Here is an 18,536-nt window from a genome sequence, read left to right on the forward strand (position 1 = left end):
ATGGGGTTGGCGCGCCGTGTGCGGACTCGGGAAAAAGCTCCTGAGTAGTGCGCTTGAGATCCAGTCAGCTGCTCTGCGGAGATGGGAGGCCCCGTCCCGGAGGTGGAGATGACTTCCTGCTGTTTGACAGCGATTTGTGAGGGGTGGCATAGTCAAGGCATGAGCCTGTCAGACAGCCGGTCAGCCGGACCGCAGCCCATCGTGAGAGTCAGTGCGGCCGAGGCGGTTTTTTCCGCTATTCGTGACGCCATTGAAACGGGGGAACTGCCGGTGGGCGGCAAGCTCAGCCCCGAAACGGTGCTCGCCACGCAATACGCTGTCAGCCGTTCGGTCATCCGCGAGGCCTTGCGCTCCTGCGCGGCCCTGGGGCTCACCGAAACGCACACCGGTAAAGGCACCTTCGTGATTGCCACGCATACCGCCCGAGACCGGGTCCTCGGCACCTTCTCAGCCCGCAGCCTCATGGAAGCCCGCCCGCACATCGAGATCCCCGCGGCGCAATTTGCCGCCACCCGCGCCACCACCGAGCAGCTGAACCAGCTGCGCGGCATCATCGACGCCATGGAAGTCGAAGACGACCCGGAAATGTGGGTCACGCTCGATGCCGGTTTCCACGCACTGATCGCCACGGCCAGCGGCAACGGCGTCTTCGAACGCGTCGTCAACGACATCCGCGAGGCCATGGTCAACCAGTCCGAGACCATCAACCTGATCACCGGCCGCCAGCACCCCTCGCACACCGAACACCGCGAGATCCTCGCGGCCATCGAAGCCGGTGACGGCCCCGCGGCAGGCCACGCCATGGCCGCCCACCTGGCGGCCGTCGATGAAGCACTGACCCAGATCCTTGGAGCCGAGACCGCATGAACCACCCCGCATTTCCCGCCCACGCCCCACTGGCCGTGCAGACCCGCGGCGAGCTGGTCGAAAGCGTCCACTACGGTTCGCTGATCGCCCTGGCCGCCAACGGTGACAAGATGCTCACCCGCGGAGAGCCCGGCGCGGCCATCTACCCGCGCTCGGCCCTGAAGCCGCTCTTCGCCGTGGCCATGCTCCGCGCCGGCCTCGACCTACCAGCAGACCAGCTCGCACTGGCCGCGGCCAGCCACTCCGGTGCGGCCGTGCACCAAGACCTCGCCGCTAAGATCCTCGCCGACGCCGGGCTGGAACCCACCGCGCTGCGAAACTCCACCGACCTGCCCTACGGGCCTGCCGAGCGGAGCGCCTGGATCCACGCCGGCCACGGACCGAGCCAGCTGGCACAGAACTGTTCCGGCAAGCACGCCGCGATGCTGGCCACCTGCGTGATCAATGGTTGGGACACCGAGTCCTACCTGCACCGCGACCACCCGCTGCCCACGCTTATCCGTAAGGTTGTCGCCGAACTCACCGCGGAACAGCCCACCGCCACCAGCACGGACGGATGCGGCACCGAGGTCTTTGCGCTCTCCCTGACAGGCATGGCCCGATCCTTCGCCACACTGACCACCGCCGCCGAAGGCACCGCCGAGGCCCGAGTCGCCGCGGCAATGCGCGCCCACCCGGTGCTGGTCGCCGGAACCGGGCGTGACGTCACGGCGCTGATGGAAGCGGTCCCCGGCCTGCTGGCCAAGGACGGGTTCGAAGGCATCCAACTCATCGCCCTGGCCGACGGTGCTTCTGTGGCACTGAAGATCTCCGATGGGGGAGACCGGGCACGGATGCCCGCGGCGGTCTCGGCACTGCTGGACCTGGGTGTCGACCCCGCAGCCTTGGAGCCCTTCAACAACCTGCCGGTACTCGGCGGCGGCCAACCGGTGGGAATCCTGCACGGATTCCCGGCGGCCTGAGCTCCGCCGCCAGTACCCAGCCCCTCGCGCGAAGCGCCTTCCCGCACGGCACCGCCGTGCCCAAAAGCACCTCTTCAACGCCCCCGCGCCACACCCCCTTGACCCACGCACCGCCCGAGCACAGGAGATCCACCCCGCCATGAACGAAGCCACAGCAACCCTGCCAGAGGTAGCGCCGGCCGCCGTGTGCAACGAGCACGATTTGATCGGCGACAGGGATATTCCCGTGGAGGCATATTGGGGCGTACACACCTTGCGCGCCGTGGAAAACTTCCCAATCACCGGCCAGCCGCTGTCCACCCATACGCACCTGGTCGTGGCCCTGGCCATGGTCAAGCAGGCCGCCGCACGGGCCAACCTGGACCTGGGACTGCTTGATGCCCCGCGAGCCAACGCCATCATCGCTGCCTGCACCGAAATCATTGCCGGCAAGCTGCATGACCAGTTTGTTGTCGACGTGATCCAGGGCGGGGCCGGCACCTCCTCGAATATGAACGCCAACGAGGTCATCGCCAACCGGGCGCTGGAAATCATGGGTCACGCCAAGGGCGAATATGGGTTCCTGCATCCCAACGACCACGTGAACCTGAGCCAGTCCACCAACGACGTGTACCCCACCGCTGTCCGCGTGGCCACGATCTTCGCTGCCACCTCGCTGGTATCGGCCATGGAACACCTCGGTGCAGCCTTCGCCGCCAAGGCCGTCGAGTTCCGTACCGTGGTGAAGATGGGCAGGACGCAGATGCAGGACGCCGTGCCGATGACCCTGGGCCAGGAGTTCAACGCCTATGCCGTCACCCTTGGCGAGGACCGGGCCCGATTGGCCGAGGCCACGCTGCTGGTCCACGAGATCAACCTTGGGGCCACGGCCATCGGCACCGAGCTGAACGCACCGGCGGGTTACTCCGCGCTGGCCTGCTCACACCTGGCGAGAATCTCCGGGCTGAAGCTGGAAACCGCCTTCGACTTGATCGAGGCCACCGCCGACGTGGGCGCCTTTGTGCACCTCTCCGGGGTCCTTAAGCGCGTCGCCATCAAGCTCTCCAAAATCTGCAACGACCTGCGCCTGCTCTCCTCGGGACCGCGCGCCGGCCTGGGCGAGATCAACCTGCCAGCGGTGCAATCGGGTTCCTCGATCATGCCCGGCAAGGTCAATCCGGTGATTCCCGAGGTCGTGAACCAGGTCGCCTACGAGGTCATCGGCAACGACGTGACCATCACGATGGCAGCCGAATCCGGGCAGCTGCAGCTCAACGCGTTCGAACCGATCATCGTGCACAGCCTGACCAAGTCGATGCGTCACCTCGAGGCCGCCTGCATCACGCTGGCGGACAAATGCATCGTGGGCATCACCGCCCACGAGGACAAGCTGCGCGCCCAGGTGGAGAACTCCATCGGTCTGGTCACCGCGCTGACCGTTCAGCTGGGCTACGCGGCCTCGACGAAGATCGCCATGGAAGCGCTGGCCACCGGACGTGGCGTGGCCGAGCTGGTTCTGGAGCACGGACTGCTTTCCGCCTCGCAGCTGCGCGAACTGCTGCGCCCCGAGCGCTTGGCCAATCTCAGGGAGTAAGCGCCCCCGCGTTCCCGAGACATGCAGCCCCGGGAACGCGGATTTGTGTCCCGCTCGGCGCGGGATCCGGGGCCTCCCAGCCCGCTCTATCCACCCCTCACCCCACGTACCCACGAATACTTCCCCCGAGAGGCCCCTGCGCATGAATCGTGAGACCCCACGCCCGGAAGTGCTCCCCGCCCCGACACCACCCTGTCCGACGGACGCCCCAAATCCTCGCTGACCGCCGAGGACGCAGGGATGCACAAGGGACTGAAATCCCGGCAGATCCAGATGATCGCGATCGGCGGAGCCATCGGCACCGGGCTGTTCATGCGCGCCCTGGGCGAACTGGTCATCCACCGCCCCTCTTCGGGATCGTTCGTCTCCTACGCACGAGAATTCTTCGGGGAGAAGTCGGCCTTCGTGACCGGGTGGCTGTACTGGCTGAACTGGGCCATGACCGCGATCGTGGATATCACCGCGATCGCGCTGTATATGAACTTCTTCGCCAAATACGTCCCCTAGATCGGCTCGGTCCCGCAGTGGGTCTGGGCACTTGCCGCGTTGCTGCTGGTGCTGGGCCTGAACCTGGTCTCGGTGAAGGTCTTTGGCGAACTCGAGTTCTGGTTCGCGCTGATCAAGGTCGTCGCGCTGGTCGCGTTCTTGGCCGTGGGCGTCTACTTCGTGATCTTCGGGTCCCCGATCCCCGGGCACGAGGTCGGTTTCTCGCTGATTGCCGACAACGGCGGGTTCTGCCCCAACGGCCTGCTGCCGGTGGTCGTGGTGATGCAGGGCGTGGTCTTCGCCTACGCGTCGATCGAGCTGGTCGGCACCGCCGCGGGTGAAACGCAGAGCCCGGAGAAGGTCATGCCCAAGGCCATCAACACCGTGATCATCCGCATCGCCGTGTTCTACGTGGGTTCATTGGTGCTGCTTTCGCTGCTGCTGCCATACTCCGCCTACAAGGCCGGTGAATCCCCGGTCGTGACGTTTTTCGGGTCCATCGGGGTCTCCGGCATGGACTCGATCATGAACCTGGTGGTGCTCATCGCCGCGATGTCCTCGCTGAATGCCGGACTGTATTCCACCGGACGGATCCTGCGCTCGATGGCATTGGCCGGTTCGGCCCCGCGCTTCGCCGCAAGGCTGAACAAGCAGGCAGTGCCCTACGGAGGCATCGCGTTGACCACCGTGGTCGAGGGTCTGGGCGTGGTGCTCAATGCGCTGGTCCCTGCCGCGGCGTTCGAGATCGTGCTGAACCTGGCGGCGCTGGGCATCGTGGCTTCCTGGGGCGTGATTGTGCTCTGCCAGCTGGCCCTGTACCGCTTGGCCAAGCGCGGGGAATTGCAGCGTCGGGCATTCAGGATGATCGGCGCGCCCTACACCGGCTACCTGACCCTGGCCTTCCTGGTCGCGGTCATCGTGCTGATGGCCTTCGATTCACCGGTGGGGACCTGGACCATGGCATCGATCATCGTCATCATCCCGGCCCTGGTGATCGGCTGGTACGCATCCCGCGCACGCATCAATGACATCGCCGCGGCCCGCGACGCGGCAGATGCCCGCCACGAGCTCTCACTCGTCGCCTCCGCACCTGAAGCGTAAGCCGGAGAACTCATCGGTATTCGCTCGCAGCACCACGTTGAGCGCCCCCCGCAAGCACGTTTTGCGTGGGGCGCGGTCGTTTCTTCGCGATGCCGGCGGCGCCCGACGGATTCGTCCGTGGATCCCGGTGGCCGTAGCGGATACTTTCCCTCGAGGCTCTGCTACCCTCGCAGCATGAGGCACCCATCGAACGCTGCCGTGCCGCATCCGAAGCGACTCGAAGACCATATTGAAGCTAGGGATCCCGGGCGCGTGCAGGGCCCCGGAGGACCCCGGCGACCAGCTGAGGTGAACACTTTGCAGGGCATCGGGCCTGAAGCCACCGCCAGAGCACGCGAACTGGCCGCATCCATCCAGCTGGGCTCCTGGCACTACAGCCTGCGGCTGGAGCGGACCGAAGACCGCAACTCGGTGATGAACAACGTGGTGGGCTTGGTCATTGGGTTGATTGTCGCAACCGCCAGCATCGCTTTTATGCTTCGTGCACACCCCGAAGCCTGGGGGATCGTCTTGGTCGGCCTGGTGTTGAGCGGGGTGGGACTGGGCTTCGTGGCGGTCTGCGGCTACCGGCTGATGTTCAAGGACCGCGAAGGCATTCGCGGAATCCTGCTGGGCCATGTGTTCGACGCAGGGCTCATTTTTGAACGCACCCGGGGCCAGTGCCACGTCGTGCGGCTGGGGGATGGCATGCTGCGCCATGTCTCCTGGGACGATGGTGCCGATGACCGGCAACGGGCCCAACTATGGATCACACTGCCCGACGGGCAGCTGCGTGGGATTGAAACATGGAACAAGGATGAATGCCTGCAGCTCTCGGCGTTGGCCACCCACGTGGGGCTGGGCGCCGAGCCGGAAACTATTGCGCCGCTCCACCCCGGGCAGGTCCCCGAACTGCTCTGACTCCGAAGGGGCGGACCGGGCAAGAGGTGCCTAGATGCCCAACGATTCGCGCAGCCGGGCCACATGTCCGTCCGCCGCCACGTTGTATTCGGCATGCGAGATGACACCGTCACCGTTGATCACCACGGTGCTGCGCAGCGTTCCGGAAAATGTCTTGCCGTTGAACTCCTTGTCCCCGTATGAGCCGTATGCCTTGGCCACGGCGAAGTCGGGGTCCGAAAGCAACGGGAAGTTCAGTTCTTCGGCCTCGGTGAATGAGGTGAGCGCTTCACCCTGGTCCGGGGAGATGCCCAGCACCTCGTAGCCGGCGGCGCGCATCGAGTTCAGGTTGTCGCGGAAGTCGCAGGCTTCGGTGGTGCAGCCGGGAGTGGCGGCCTTTGGGTAGAAATACACCACGACGTTCTTGCCCGCGTAGTCGCTCAGTGAGACCTGTTTGCCCGCTGCGTCGGCGAGGGAGAATTGTGGTGCGTGCTGCCCAACGGCCAGCGGTGTTGATGTTTCAGACACGAGCGACTCCATTCATTTTCATATCCCGATAATTAATTTTCATATTATCGCCCTTCGGTCGGCCCAACAAGGGTTCGGGCAGAGCAAAAAACTTCCAAAACACACTCCTGTCGAGTGGGGAAAGCCTGGTGCCCCCATCGAATGGTGTGGAATTCGGCAAAAAATCACTCTGGGGGAGGATCCAACCGTCGGAGATCGCGGGTAGAGTTTCGAATGCCCGGCTGAAAAGTGCCGCGTTGCAGCCTTGTGGGAGCCATCGGATCACGGTGGAAACGCGGGGCCGGAAAACCATGAGGACACCCGCCAGATGCTCTTAAAGCTCATACTTCGACATTCGAAACCCTATAAGTGGTGGATTGTTGCCGTGCTGTTCTTTCAGCTCGCCACCACCATCGCCACCCTGTACCTGCCCAGTCTCAACGCACGCATTATTGACACCGGCGTGGTCAAGGGCGACACCGACTACATCTGGCGCACCGGTGGCGTCATGCTGGGCGTTGCCTTCGTGCAGGTCATTACTGCCATTGCCGCCGTGTACTTCGGTGCCAAAACCGCCATGGCCATCGGCCGGGACCTGCGCCATGCGGTCTTCGAATCCGTCACAGGGTTTTCCGCGCAAGACGTGAACAAGTTCGGCGCCGCCACCTTGATCACCCGCGGCACCAACGACGTGCAGCAGGTGCAGATGCTGGTGCTGATGGGTCTGAACTTCATGGTTTCGGCCCCCATCATGTGCATCGGCGGCATCATCATGGCGCTGCGCGAGGACGTCGGACTGTCCTGGCTGGTCTGGGTCTCGGTACCCGTGCTGCTGGTGGTGGTCGGCACCCTGGTCATCTTCCTGATGCCGCTCTTCCGCCAGATGCAGGACCGCATCGATGGAATCAACGGGGTGTTGCGCGAGCAAATCACCGGCATCCGCGTGGTGCGTGCCTTCGTGCGCGAACCGCATGAAACCGAACGCTTCGAGGAAGCCAACGCCAAGCTCACCCGCGTGGGTGTGAAGGTCGGCAACCTCTTTGTGCTGATGTTCCCGCTGATCGGCATGATCCTGCACATCGCCACCGCCTCCGTGCTCTGGTTCGGCGGACACCGCGTGGAAACCGGATCGATGCAGATCGGCGCGCTGACAGCATTCCTGCAGTACCTGCTGCAAATCCTCATGGCCGTCATGATGGGCACCTTCATGGCCATGATGATCCCGCGCGCCATCGTCTGCGCCGAGCGCATCGACGAGGTCACCACGATGGTCCCCTCCCTGTCGGACCAGAGCGAACACGTCGCCGAAATGGCCGAGCCCGGAACCGTCGAGTTCCGCAAGGTCACCTTCGGTTACCCAGGTGCCGAGGCCCCGGTGCTCAATAACATCTCCTTCACCGCCAAGCGCGGGGAAACCACCGCCATCATCGGGTCCACCGGCTCGGGCAAGTCCACGCTGCTGAATCTGATTCCGCGGCTCTACGACGCGAGCCAGGGCCAGGTGCTGGTCGGCGGGGCTCCTGTCACCGATTTGACCCGCGCCCAGCTGTCCACCGCCGTGGCCACCGTGCCGCAGCGCCCCTACCTGTTCTCCGGCACCGTCGCCTCCAACCTGCGCTTCGGCGCCGACGCGGCCACCGAAGAAGAACTCTGGGATGCCCTGCGCACCGCCCAGTCCGAGTCCTTCGTCGCCGCGCGCGAGGACGGGCTCGACTCGAAGATCTCCCAAGGCGGTACCAATGTCTCGGGCGGGCAGCGCCAGCGCCTGTGCATCGCCCGGGCCCTCGCCGCCAAACCGGCGATCTACCTCTTCGACGACTCCTTCTCCGCCCTGGACGTGGCCACCGACGCTCGGTTGCGTGCCGCCTTGAAGGAACCGACCCAGGACGCGGCGGTCATCATCGTCGCCCAACGCGTTTCCACGATCATCGCAGCGGACCAGATCCTGGTCCTTGACCACGGGGAGATCGTGGCCCGCGGAACACACGAGGAGCTCCTGGAGTCCTCGGAAACCTATCAAGAAATCGTGACCAGCCAGCTGGCAGTGGAGGAGGTGGCCTAAATGGCGAAACGTACCAAGGAATCATCCACGGCAGTCGTGGACAATCCCGACGGGATCGAGGAAGTCGACGAGTTCGATACCGCCGGCGCCTCCGACGTGTTCGGCGATGCGGCACCCGTGCGCAAGGCCAAACACTTCTGGCCCTCGGCCAAGCGCCTGGTGGGCTTGCTCGCCCCCGAAAAACTCGGCATGTCCATCGTCCTGCTCTTCGTCGCGGCAGGCGTCGTGCTGGCCGTCATCGCCCCCAAGATCCTGGGCAAGGCCATGGACGTGATCTTCGCCGGGGCCATCGGCGGGAACATGCCGGCCAACGTGCCGGTGGATCAGGTCATCGCGCAGCTGCGCGACTCCGGGCAGAACGACCTGGCCGAGATGTTCTCGAAGATGGACCTGGTCCCGGGGGTCGGCATCGACTTCGAGCTGCTGAGCCGCTACATCCTGATCGTGCTGGCCATGTACTTCGTCTCCTCGTTGTTCATGTGGGTGCAGGGCTGGGTGCTGAACCGGCTGGTGATGAAGGTCGTCTACGGGTTGCGCCGCGACGTGGAAACCAAGCTCAACCGGCTGCCGCTGAACTACTTCGACACCCGCCAGCGCGGGGATTTGCTCTCGCGAGTCACCAACGACGTGGATAACATCCAGAACGCGCTGCAGCAGGCGATCAGCCAGCTGGTCCAATCCCTGCTCACCGTGGTGGGCATCGTGATCATGATGTTCATCGTCTCTTGGCAGATGGCGCTGATCGCGCTGATCGCCCTGCCGCTGTCCGCCGTGGCCGCCGGGGTCATCGGCTCCCGCGCCCAGGGCCTGTTCACCGCCCAGTGGAAAAACACCGGTGCGCTCAACGGGCAGATCGAGGAGTCCTTCTCCGGACATGACCTGATGAAGGTCTTCGGGCGCGAAGAGGACATGCTCGAGCACTTCCGCACGAAGAACGAGGAGCTCTACAAGGCCTCCTTCGGTGCCCAGTTTGTCTCCGGGATGATCTTCCCGGTGATGAACTTCGTCTCCTACCTGGCCTACGTCGGCATCGCGGTGGTGGGCGGCCTGCGGGTGGCCTCGGGGCAGATGTCCCTGGGCGATGCGACCGCATTTATCCAGTACTCCCGCGAATTCACGCAGCCGTTGGGGCAGATGGCCGGGATGGCCAATATGCTCCAATCCGGTGTCGCCTCCGCCGAGCGCACCTTCGAGCTGCTGGATGCCGAGGAACAGGATCCGGATCATCCCACCGATAAGCTGCCGGCCCGCACCGACGGCCACGTCGAATTCCGCGACGTCTCCTTCTCCTACTCGGAGGACAAGCCGCTGATTGAGTCGCTGTCCTTCGAGGCGCACCCCGGGCATACCGTGGCCATCGTGGGACCCACCGGCGCGGGCAAAACCACGCTGGTGAACCTGGTCATGCGCTTCTACGAGCTGGACTCCGGGTCCATCACCCTGGACGGGGTCGACGTGACAGCAATTTCGCGTGCGGATCTGCGCTCCAAGGTCGGCATGGTGCTGCAGGACGCCTGGCTCTTTGGCGGCTCCATTATGGAGAACATCCGCTACGGCCGGCTGGATGCCACCGACGATCAAGTCTACGAAGCGGCCAAGGCCACCTTCGTGGACCGGTTCGTCCGGGCCCTGCCCGATGGCTACGAGACGGTCATCGATGAGGAAGGCACCAACGTGTCTGCAGGTGAGAAGCAGCTGATCACCATCGCCCGCGCCTTTGTGGCCAACCCGTCGCTGCTGATCCTCGATGAGGCGACCAGCTCCGTGGATACCCGCACCGAGCTGTTGGTGCAGCACGCCATGGCGGCGCTGCGCAGCGATCGGACCAGCTTCGTGATTGCACACCGCCTGTCCACCATCCGCGACGCCGACACCATCTTGGTGATGGAAGAGGGAAAGATCGTGGAGCAGGGCAACCACAAGGTGCTGTTGGCCGCCCGAGGAGCCTACTACCGGCTGTACCAGTCGCAGTTCGCCGGCCCGGCCGAGGATGTCGATGCCGACCCCGCCACCGGGGGAGCCCCGGTGCTGACGGGCCTCGAGCCCAGTGAGACGGCTCCGGAGGATATCAAGGGTTAGGCCCGAAGCATAGCTACCAAGCAGCTGCACGCAAGGGTGCGGGACCGATGGTCAATTCATTGCATCGGTCCCGCACCCTTGTCGTATTGGGCCCGGGGCGCTGGATCAAGAGCCAGCGGTGGTGCGGCGGGCACCATGGTTTCCTCGGATCTGGCAGTAAGAGTTCACCCTCCTGCCAGATCCGAGGAAAGTGATAGTAAGGAGCGGCCTTGCTATCACTTCGAAACCCGTCAAGGATTACCTGGGAACGTCCGGACCCCGACCGTTTAGCGAGTGCGCGCTCATGCGCAACCAGATATACCAGCGCCGGAACGTTCATGTCTTGGATGGCCTTGGCAGCGTGCGTGTGGCAAGCCGCCCTGACACCGAAGACGCGCGGCATCCCTGTTTTCACACTGGTGGCATCAAAATCGCCGCCTATTCCTATGCGCTAGGCTTGCGCAAGTGACAGTTCGAACCGGCTCCGCCCCGCAGCAAACCCCGCCCCAAACCACGACCGCGACGGCCGGTCGGCAGGACAATAGCAACGGCTCCTCGATGGGGTTCCGGGCCGACATCCAAGGTCTGCGAGCGATCGCGGTGCTGATGGTGATCATCCACCACCTGCGCCCCGGCGCGCTGAGCGGCGGATTCATCGGCGTCGACATGTTCTTCGTGATTTCCGGGTATCTGATCACCGCGCACCTGTTCCGCGAAATGCGCGCCACCGGCACCATCAAACTTGCCACCTTCTGGGCCAGGCGCATCCGGCGGCTGCTGCCGCTGGCCTTCACGGTGCTGCTGGCCGGTGCCGGAGCGGTGTACTTCTTGATCCCCGCCACCGAACACGGCACCATGTTCAAACACATCGCCGCGGCAGGCCTGTACGTGGAGAACTGGGCGCTGGTTGCCGACGCCACCGACTATTCCGCCGCAGGACAAATGGCCACCGTGGTACAGCATTACTGGTCACTGTCCGTGGAGGAACAGTTCTACCTCGCCTGGCCGCTGCTGCTGGTGGGCGCCGGGTTCCTGGCCGGGAAGCTGGTGCCCCGCTTCGGGAAACGCACCAGCATCGGGCGGCACACCTTCGCCGGGATCGGCACCCGCAGGCTCTTCCTGGTCGTCATCGGCGCCATCATGCTCCTGTCCTTTGCCTACGGACTCTGGGTCACCGCCGCCAGCCCGCAAGCTGCCTACTTCGATACCGCAGGCCGCGCCTGGCAGTTTGCCGCCGGCGGCGTGGTCGCGTTGCTCTGCGTCAACCGCGGTATCGGCGGTGCGCCAGGGTTCCTGCTGGGCTGGAGCGGCATCGGACTGCTGATCGCAGGTGCGGTGCTGATCCCCACCGAGACCCGCTTCCCCGGCACCATGGGCCTGGTCCCGGTGCTCGGGACCGCAGCGGTACTGGCGGCGGCCGGCACTTACCGGCCCGGGCTGCGCTTCTTCTCCCACTCCACCTGGCTGTCCATCTGGCCGATGCACAAGGTCGGGGACCTGAGTTACGGCGCCTACCTGTGGCATTGGCCGCTGATCATCGTCGCCCCGTTTGTGCTGCACGCCGAACCCAAGTGGTACCACGAGGCCGGCATCCTGGCGCTGACCTTGGCCCTGGCCTGGGCCTCCCAGCTGCTCATCGAGGACCCACTGCGCTTCGGAGCGTGGCTGAAACCGGTGCGCAACGCGTTCATCTTCGCCCTGGCCGGGATGCTGGTGCTGGCTTCGGTGTCCTGGGCAGGCACCGCCGCCTCGGCGCAAAGCGCCAACCTGCCCCGGATGGATGCGGGTTCCACGTGCTACGGCGCCGGTTCCCTGGAGCACCCGCAAGACTGCCAGCCGGTGGCCTCTCACTTCGCGCCCTGGCCCTCGGCCGTCGCGGTCTCCCAGCAGGTGCGTGCTGCCTTGTACCCGGGCTGCGAAACCGACACGCTGCAGGTGGGCGAGTCCAGCTGCAAGCTGGGAAACAGCACAAACCCCACGCTGCGTGTGGCAGTGGTGGGGGACTCGCACGCCTCGGCCTGGCTGCCGGCGTTGGTAAAAATCGCCACGCAGCGCGACTGGGAAATCACCACCCACATCCGCTCGGGCTGCTCGCCGTCGGTCGCGAAGCTCAAGGGCTCGGATCAGCTCAGTGCCGCCGCCGAACGCCTGTGCACCGAATCGGTGCGGGCGCTGGGCCCAAAGCTCGCAGCCGATCCCGAGCTTGACGCGGTCATCGTCGCGGCGCAGGGCAACAAACGTTCCTGGGTCTCCTCCCCGGGCTACGAGTTCAGCGACCCTGCCACCGAGGGCTTCACCAGCCTGTGGCAGCAGTGGAGCGATGCCGGCAAGAGGGTCGCGGTGATCGATGAGGTGCCGCGGCTGGGCAACAAGAACATCCCCACCTGCGTCGCGTCGAACCCCGAAGACCCGCTGGCCTGCGCGGTGAGCCGCAAGCAGGGCCTGTCGATCAGGCACAACCTGGGTAAGGCACTTCAAAGTGACAGTGCTCCGGCCGGCATCGTGCGGGCGGATCTGACCGATTCGATCTGCTCGGAGGAAACCTGCTTCGCCGTCATCGGCTCGCTGATCACCTACTACGACCAGTCGCACCTCTCCCATGACTTCTCCGCCTCGCTGGCTCCGATGCTGGCCCAGCAACTGGGCCGGGACCCGGCCTTCGCCGCCGGTGACTGAGCGCAACAACCCCGCCACGGTGCGCTGCGTGGAGTCAAGCCGGGGACAGGTGAGAAAGCCAACGCGCGCGCTCACGCGGAACCATCGGCATCGACGCATAAGCTATTGCCCATGCCTGCACCCGTGAAAGCTCCCCGCCTGCCCGTTTTCAAGGAGCCGGTCACCACCGGATCGGGGGACCTGACGGGTCTGGAAGCCGACGGCCGTGCCGAGCGCCTGCTTTTTGTCTCCGACGACGCGGCCGGGGTGGACTTAGAGGACGCGGTCTTCACCGAATGCCACTTCCGTGCGGTGTCTCTGCAGGGGGCACCGATGACGCGGGTGACGTTCGGCGATTGCCTCATCGAAGAGGTCAACGCCCCGGTGCTCGAGGCCCCTGACTCCGGCTGGTGGAACACCGCGGTCATCGGCGGACGCATCGGCTCCGCGGAACTCTACGGTGCCACCTTCCGTTCGGTGCGCTTCGAGAGGGCCAAGCTCGGCTACCTGAACCTGCGCCGGGCGAAGATCAAGGACGTGGAATTTCGTGACGTGCACATCGAGGAACTTGATGTCGGGGGAGCGAACCTGGAACGGGTCACCTTCATCGACTGCACCATCGACACCCTGGCGCTGAACGGGGCCAAGCTTAAGGACGTCGACCTGCGCGGGGCCCGGTTGCGCACCCTCTCGGGGATCTCGGCACTCAAGGGCGCCACGGTGAGCTTCGAGCAGCTCCTGGACCTGGCCCCGATCCTGGCCAACGAACTGGGCCTGCGCGTCGAATAGCACCCGCGGCGTCCGGCGGTACACCGGGCAGCGTTGAGATCGATAAGGTGGAAACCATGCAGCAACCGCACCACCCTTACCCCTGGGCCCCAGCACCTCGCCGCCGGCAACCGGTCTTCGACCCCGGTCCGATGAAGCGCGGGGACGTGGTGGTGCTGGGCATCTACGTGGTGCTATTCATCTTCGGCGCCGCCGGGGCGCTGACCCTGCTGCCCGGGTTCGTCGAGGCGTTCAAGGATGCCGAGTCCGCGCAGTTCGGGGTGAACCTGATCATGTACGTGGTGGTCTTCACCGGCGCGATGATCATGGGCTTCGAGGCGCTGCGCACCTCCTTCGCCACCTTCACCTACTATCCATGGGTCAAATATCTGATGATCCCCGGTGGCTGGCTGGGCTCGCTGATCATCAGCGCGATCGTGCTGGTTTCCTTGGGGGACCCGGTCAAGAGCGAGAATCAGCTGGCCATCGAGGGGATGACCCAGTCGGTACCGTTTCTGACGATGTTTGTGGTCACCGCGATCATGGGCCCGTTCGTGGAGGAATATATCTTCCGCCACCTGCTCATCGGCAAGCTCAGCCGCCGGCTCAATGTGTGGCTCTGCGTGGCGATCTCGGTGGTGCTGTTCACCGGGCTGCACTTTGTGGGGGCAGGCTCCTTCGACGTGACCAGTGCGGTCCCCTATACGATGCTGGGCATCGTGATGTCGGTGGCCTATGTACTCACCGGAAAATCGCTGGCCTACTCCTATGTGTTCCACGTGTTCAACAACGCCGTGGCGCTGAGCCTCAGCTACACGGTGCTGCCGCTGATCCAGCAATAGCAGCGGCAGGGCTCCCGGCGCCACGTCCCGCACCGAGCCCCAGTCGGCGATACCCTATCTACATCACGAAGGAAGCACGAGCACCAGTGAGTACCGATCCCGGCCCGGGGAACCCGTGGCACGGACATCTCCGCGGCAGCACCGGCTACCGCCGGATGATCCTGGCGCTCTTTGCCGCAGGGGTGGCTACCTTCTCCCAGCTCTACTCGGTCCAAGGTGTGCTGCCGGAACTGGCCCGCGACCTGGCGGTCACCGAGGCCGATGCGGCGCTGGCGGTCTCCGCGGCGACCCTGGGCCTGGCGACCTCGGTGCTGTTCTGGTCATTGATGGCCGATCGGATGGGGCGCCTGCGCACGATGACGATCGCCGTGCTGGCAGCGGTGGTGCTGGGCCTGGTGGTCCCGTTCTCCCCGGGATTCGAATGGTTGTTGGTGTTGCGCTTCATCGAGGGCCTGGCCTTGGGTGGGATCCCGGCCGTCGCGCTGGCCTACCTCTCCGAGGAGATCTCCGCGCTGCATTCGGCCGTGGCAGCAGGCACCTACATTTCCGGGACCACGCTGGGCGGGCTGGCCGGGCGGTTGGTCGCCGGGCCGCTGAGCGAGTTTGTTTCCTGGCGGGTGGGCACCTTGGTGGTTTCGGTGCTGGCCGCGATTGCCGCGGGTGTGTTCATCGCCCTGGCTCCGAAGCCGCGCGGTTTCACCCCGGTGCCCTGGCGCAGTCCGCACCGCATCCCCCTGTGGAAAAAGCTGTGGATGAACCTGCGCAAGGGTCCGTTGCTGGTGCTGTACGCGCAGGGTTTTTTGCTTATGGGCGGCTTCGTGGCGGTCTACAACTACCTGGGGTTCCGGCTTGAAGGTCCCCCGTTCCTGATCCCGGCCTCGCTGGCGTCGCTGGTGTTCATCGCCTACCTCTCCGGGACCTGGTCCTCCCGAACATCCGGGGCGATGGTGGCGCGCTTCGGCCGGCTTCCGGTGCTGTTGAGTTCCACCGGGTTGATGGCCGCGGGACTAGTGGTGACATTGGCCGATTTCCTGCCGGCGGTGATTGTTGGGCTGCTGGTGTTCACCGCCGGGTTCTTTGCCGCGCATTCGGTGGCCAGCGGCTGGATCCCGTTGCTGGGTGTCGGCGGCCGGGCGCAGGCTGCCAGCCTGTACAACCTGGCCTACTATTCTGGGTCTTCGCTCTTTGGTTGGGTCATCGGTCTAGCGTTTAATGCCGCGGATTGGCCCGGTCTGGTGCTGGCCGTGGCCGCGCTGCTGGTGGTAGCCGCCGCGCTGGCACTGGCGGGGCTGCGCCAGCGCCGCCCCGCTGGTGATGGATCAGAGTAGCTCCAGGAGCTGCTTTTTATAGGCCTCGAAGGCCGCGACGCCGGTGGCGGTGATGCCCACATAGGTCGCGGGGCTCCTGCCTTCGATGAGTTTCTGTACCGTGATGTACCCGGCGTCTTCGAGCTTGCGCAGGTGCGTGGAGAGGTTCCCTGCGGTCATGCCCAGGATTTCGCGCAACTTCGGGAAGGCAATGGATTCGTGCAACCCCAGGGTATTCAGGGCCGACATGGCCCGCAGCCTGGCGTCGGCGTGGATCACCGGATCAAGCTCTGCCATGGCTACTTCACCGTCCCGGAGGATTCGCGGCGGCGCAGCACGAGCATCGTGATGCCTGCAGCCACGAAGAGGATCGGGCCGCCGATGGCGAAGATCGAAATGAAGGCCGAGGCCCCGGCGATGAGTCCCGCGGCGTTGAGCACGGTGAAACAGACACCCAGCAGGAACATCGAGCGGTCGCCGAAGATCGCCGCACCGGCCATGTACATGATGCCCACCACCAGGATGGCCACGGAGTTGATCAGCCAGCCGGTGACCAGCAGGTGCTCATCGGCCAGCAGCCGGGAGATGACGATGGAGAACAGTGCGACGATCAGGAAGCCGCCCATCCAGCTCATCCCGTAGGCCATGCCGGCGAACGTGGAGTCCCCGCGGATCTGGGAGCTGGAGCGGATGCCGGCCACCGCGGTGTAGGTGATGGCGGCGAGCAGGATCACTGCACCAATGACCAGTGCGGTGCCGTAGGCCAGTGGCAGCCAGCCGAAGGCCGCGCCATGCAGCAGGCCGTAGCCCAGCAGGTAGGCGGCGGCCCAGACGAAGTAGATCACCGCGGTGTTTGGTTCGATGGAGGCGCGGGTGGTGGCCGCGGCCTGGTTCAGCGAGGCCAGGGCAGCTCGGGGGTCGAGTGCCGGTTCTTCGGTGGGTGACTGGTTAGTGTTCCTGGCGGCCGTCCTTCGGTGGATGGTGGCGGTGTGCCGTGTGACAAACCGTGATGCATCTGCAAACAAGTTTGTAACGCAAACCAGTTTGTGTCAAGAGTGTTGGAGAAAAAATCTCCGACACCCGGCGCTACCGGGGCCCCGGTAGTCTGGAGAGGTGAAAGAAACCGCCAAAAACCAGGTCACGGCCCCCGATTCCGCGCGCGGGTTGGGACGCACCATCCTGGCGTTGGCAATTCCCGCCCTCGGCGCGCTCATTGCAGAGCCGCTCTTCCTGCTGGCCGATATGGCCATCATCGGCCACCTAGGCATCAACGAGCTGGCCGGGGCCGGCCTGGGCACCACGGTTCTGCAGACCGCCGTGGGACTGATGGTCTTCCTGGCCTACTCCACCACCCCCGCGGTGGCCCGGGCCATCGGGGCCGGGAACATGGGCCGGGCCATGGCCGCGGGGCGTGACGGGATCTGGCTCGCCGTCGGGCTGGGCATCATTCTGGCGCTGGGCGGCTACTTCGGCGCCGGGGCGCTGGCCGGTGCCATGGGGGCCACCGGGGAGGTCCGTGAGTTCGCGGTGGACTACATTCAATATTCGACCTTCGGCATCCCCGCGATGCTGCTGGTGCTCGCCGCCACCGGGGTGCTGCGCGGCATGCAGGACACCAAAACCCCGCTGTACGTAGCCGGAATCGGCTTCGCCGCGAATATTGCCCTGAACTTCATCCTGGTCTACCCACTGGGGATGTCCGTTGCCGGCGCGGCACTGGGCACCTCGATCGCGCAATGGGGGATGGCGGCGGTGTACCTGTGGATGCTGGTGCCACGGATCCGGGCCGCCGGGCAGTCCCTGGCTCCGCACCCTCGCGGCGTGCTGAGCACCGGGCAGGTTGGCTCCTGGCTGATGCTGCGCACCTTGTCCCTGCGCCTGGCCCTGCTGGCCACGGTCTGGGTCGCCACCGGGCAGGGCGCCCTGACGCTGGCCGCCCACCAGTTGGTGTTCACCATCTTCACGTTCATGGCCTTTGCGCTCGACGCCCTGGCCATCGCCGCGCAGGCGCTGATCGGCAAGGAGCTGGGCGCGGGGAACGCCGGCCAGGTTAACCGGCTCACCCGGACCATGTCGCGTTGGGGTGTGTACTTCGGGCTGGCTACCGGCGCGCTGCTGGCGATCATCGCACCGTTTGTCGGCGCGCTGTTTACCACCGATGAATCGGTGCGTTCGGCCACCATGGTCGGGGTATGGATCCTTGCCGCATCCCAGCCCATCTGCGGACTGGTATTTGTGCTCGACGGGGTGCTGATCGGGGCAGGGGACGCGCGTTACCTGGCCGTGGCGGGCATGCTCAACCTGCTGGCCTACCTGCCGATGCTCTTCATCGTCACGCTCTTCGAGCACAGCGGGGTCTCGGCCGTCAGCTGGATCTGGGTGGCCTTCGGGCTGGGCTTCATGCTGGCTCGCGCCGCAACCTTGTCTTGGCGGGTGCGAAACGACAAATGGATGCTCCTAGGCGCCTAG

14 protein-coding genes and 1 pseudogene are annotated in these 18,536 nt (G+C 65.2%); 12 read left to right on the forward strand and 3 right to left on the reverse strand.

From position 1 onward, the window contains the following. The first annotated feature begins 159 nt into the window (after window positions 1-159). From ADIAG_RS01345 to ADIAG_RS01365, 5 genes and pseudogenes are all read left to right on the forward strand, one after another. Window positions 160-867: a FadR/GntR family transcriptional regulator gene (locus tag ADIAG_RS01345; RefSeq protein WP_043472588.1), complete on the forward strand. Its 708-nt coding sequence runs from the start codon at window positions 160-162 to the stop codon at window positions 865-867. Next, window positions 864-1,829, forward strand: coding sequence for an asparaginase (locus ADIAG_RS01350; protein WP_007269488.1), 966 nt, complete (start codon window positions 864-866; stop codon window positions 1,827-1,829). The genes ADIAG_RS01345 and ADIAG_RS01350 overlap by 4 nt, the downstream gene beginning before the upstream one ends. A 139-nt stretch (window positions 1,830-1,968) precedes the next feature. Then, entirely contained in the window at window positions 1,969-3,402 is a 1,434-nt protein-coding gene (locus ADIAG_RS01355; protein ID WP_007269489.1) for an aspartate ammonia-lyase, read from the forward strand. A 192-nt stretch (window positions 3,403-3,594) separates the two neighbouring features. Continuing rightward, a pseudogene (locus tag ADIAG_RS01360) lies at window positions 3,595-4,989 on the forward strand (amino acid permease). A 288-nt stretch (window positions 4,990-5,277) separates the two neighbouring features. Continuing rightward, window positions 5,278-5,889 (forward strand): hypothetical protein, encoded by a 612-nt coding sequence (locus ADIAG_RS01365; RefSeq protein ID WP_043472591.1) that lies wholly within the window; start codon window positions 5,278-5,280, stop codon window positions 5,887-5,889. Between the two features lie 30 nt (window positions 5,890-5,919). On the opposite strand, the gene bcp is transcribed toward ADIAG_RS01365, so the two are convergent. Continuing rightward, window positions 5,920-6,408: a thioredoxin-dependent thiol peroxidase gene (bcp, locus tag ADIAG_RS01370; protein WP_007269493.1), complete on the reverse strand. Its 489-nt coding sequence runs from the start codon at window positions 6,406-6,408 to the stop codon at window positions 5,920-5,922. Between the two features lie 295 nt (window positions 6,409-6,703). On the opposite strand from bcp, the gene ADIAG_RS01375 reads away from it, so the two are divergent. The 6 genes from ADIAG_RS01375 (at window position 6,704) to ADIAG_RS01400 (ending at window position 16,088) form a co-directional block, all read left to right on the forward strand. After that, window positions 6,704-8,437, forward strand: a complete 1,734-nt coding sequence (locus tag ADIAG_RS01375; RefSeq protein ID WP_007269494.1) for an ABC transporter ATP-binding protein — start codon at window positions 6,704-6,706, stop codon at window positions 8,435-8,437. Next, the gene (locus tag ADIAG_RS01380) at window positions 8,438-10,516 is read left to right on the forward strand and encodes an ABC transporter ATP-binding protein (RefSeq protein ID WP_007269495.1); all 2,079 of its coding nucleotides are present in this window, start codon (window positions 8,438-8,440) and stop codon (window positions 10,514-10,516) included. Window positions 10,517-10,960: 444 nt separating this feature from the next. Then, entirely contained in the window at window positions 10,961-13,171 is a 2,211-nt protein-coding gene (locus tag ADIAG_RS01385) for an acyltransferase family protein (RefSeq protein ID WP_007269497.1), read from the forward strand. Window positions 13,172-13,294: 123 nt separating this feature from the next. Beyond that, window positions 13,295-13,939 (forward strand): pentapeptide repeat-containing protein, encoded by a 645-nt coding sequence (locus tag ADIAG_RS01390; protein ID WP_043472911.1) that lies wholly within the window; start codon window positions 13,295-13,297, stop codon window positions 13,937-13,939. A gap of 56 nt (window positions 13,940-13,995) precedes the next feature. Next, on the forward strand, window positions 13,996-14,760 hold the full coding sequence (locus ADIAG_RS01395) for a CPBP family intramembrane glutamic endopeptidase (RefSeq protein WP_007269499.1): 765 nt from the start codon (window positions 13,996-13,998) through the stop codon (window positions 14,758-14,760). An 86-nt stretch (window positions 14,761-14,846) separates the two neighbouring features. Then, window positions 14,847-16,088 carry an MFS transporter gene (locus ADIAG_RS01400; RefSeq protein WP_007269500.1) on the forward strand — a complete coding sequence of 414 codons (1,242 nt, stop codon included), beginning with the start codon at window positions 14,847-14,849 and terminating at the stop codon, window positions 16,086-16,088. Here the strand turns inward: ADIAG_RS01400 and ADIAG_RS01405 are convergent. Both ADIAG_RS01405 and ADIAG_RS01410 read right to left on the reverse strand, forming a co-directional pair. Continuing rightward, entirely contained in the window at window positions 16,080-16,364 is a 285-nt protein-coding gene (locus ADIAG_RS01405) for a transcriptional regulator (RefSeq protein WP_007269501.1), read from the reverse strand. The genes ADIAG_RS01400 and ADIAG_RS01405 overlap by 9 nt on opposite strands. Before the next feature lie 2 nt (window positions 16,365-16,366). Beyond that, window positions 16,367-17,092: a hypothetical protein gene (locus tag ADIAG_RS01410; protein WP_007269502.1), complete on the reverse strand. Its 726-nt coding sequence runs from the start codon at window positions 17,090-17,092 to the stop codon at window positions 16,367-16,369. Window positions 17,093-17,180: 88 nt separating this feature from the next. Here ADIAG_RS01410 and ADIAG_RS01415 point away from each other — a divergent pair, with 88 nt between their 5' ends. Beyond that, a complete protein-coding gene (locus ADIAG_RS01415; protein WP_007269503.1) occupies window positions 17,181-18,536 on the forward strand; it encodes an MATE family efflux transporter in 1,356 nt (451 codons plus the stop codon).

This window comes from Paeniglutamicibacter gangotriensis Lz1y (assembly GCF_000348945.1).
Classification (GTDB): Bacteria; Actinomycetota; Actinomycetes; order Actinomycetales; family Micrococcaceae; genus Paeniglutamicibacter; species Paeniglutamicibacter gangotriensis.

What these genes read in the sequence shown, in the direction of transcription:
- ADIAG_RS01375 (WP_007269494.1), top strand. Translation starts at nt 6,704, where the DNA reads ATGCTCTTAAAGCTCATACTTCGACATTCGAAACCCTATAAGTGGTGG.
- ADIAG_RS01350 (WP_007269488.1), top strand. Translation starts at nt 864, where the DNA reads ATGAACCACCCCGCATTTCCCGCCCACGCCCCACTGGCCGTGCAGACC.
- ADIAG_RS01405 (WP_007269501.1), bottom strand. Translation starts at nt 16,364, where the DNA reads ATGGCAGAGCTTGATCCGGTGATCCACGCCGACGCCAGGCTGCGGGCC.
- ADIAG_RS01345 (WP_043472588.1), top strand. Translation starts at nt 160, where the DNA reads ATGAGCCTGTCAGACAGCCGGTCAGCCGGACCGCAGCCCATCGTGAGA.
- ADIAG_RS01395 (WP_007269499.1), top strand. Translation starts at nt 13,996, where the DNA reads ATGCAGCAACCGCACCACCCTTACCCCTGGGCCCCAGCACCTCGCCGC.
- bcp (WP_007269493.1), bottom strand. Translation starts at nt 6,408, where the DNA reads ATGGAGTCGCTCGTGTCTGAAACATCAACACCGCTGGCCGTTGGGCAG.
- ADIAG_RS01380 (WP_007269495.1), top strand. Translation starts at nt 8,438, where the DNA reads ATGGCGAAACGTACCAAGGAATCATCCACGGCAGTCGTGGACAATCCC.
- ADIAG_RS01355 (WP_007269489.1), top strand. Translation starts at nt 1,969, where the DNA reads ATGAACGAAGCCACAGCAACCCTGCCAGAGGTAGCGCCGGCCGCCGTG.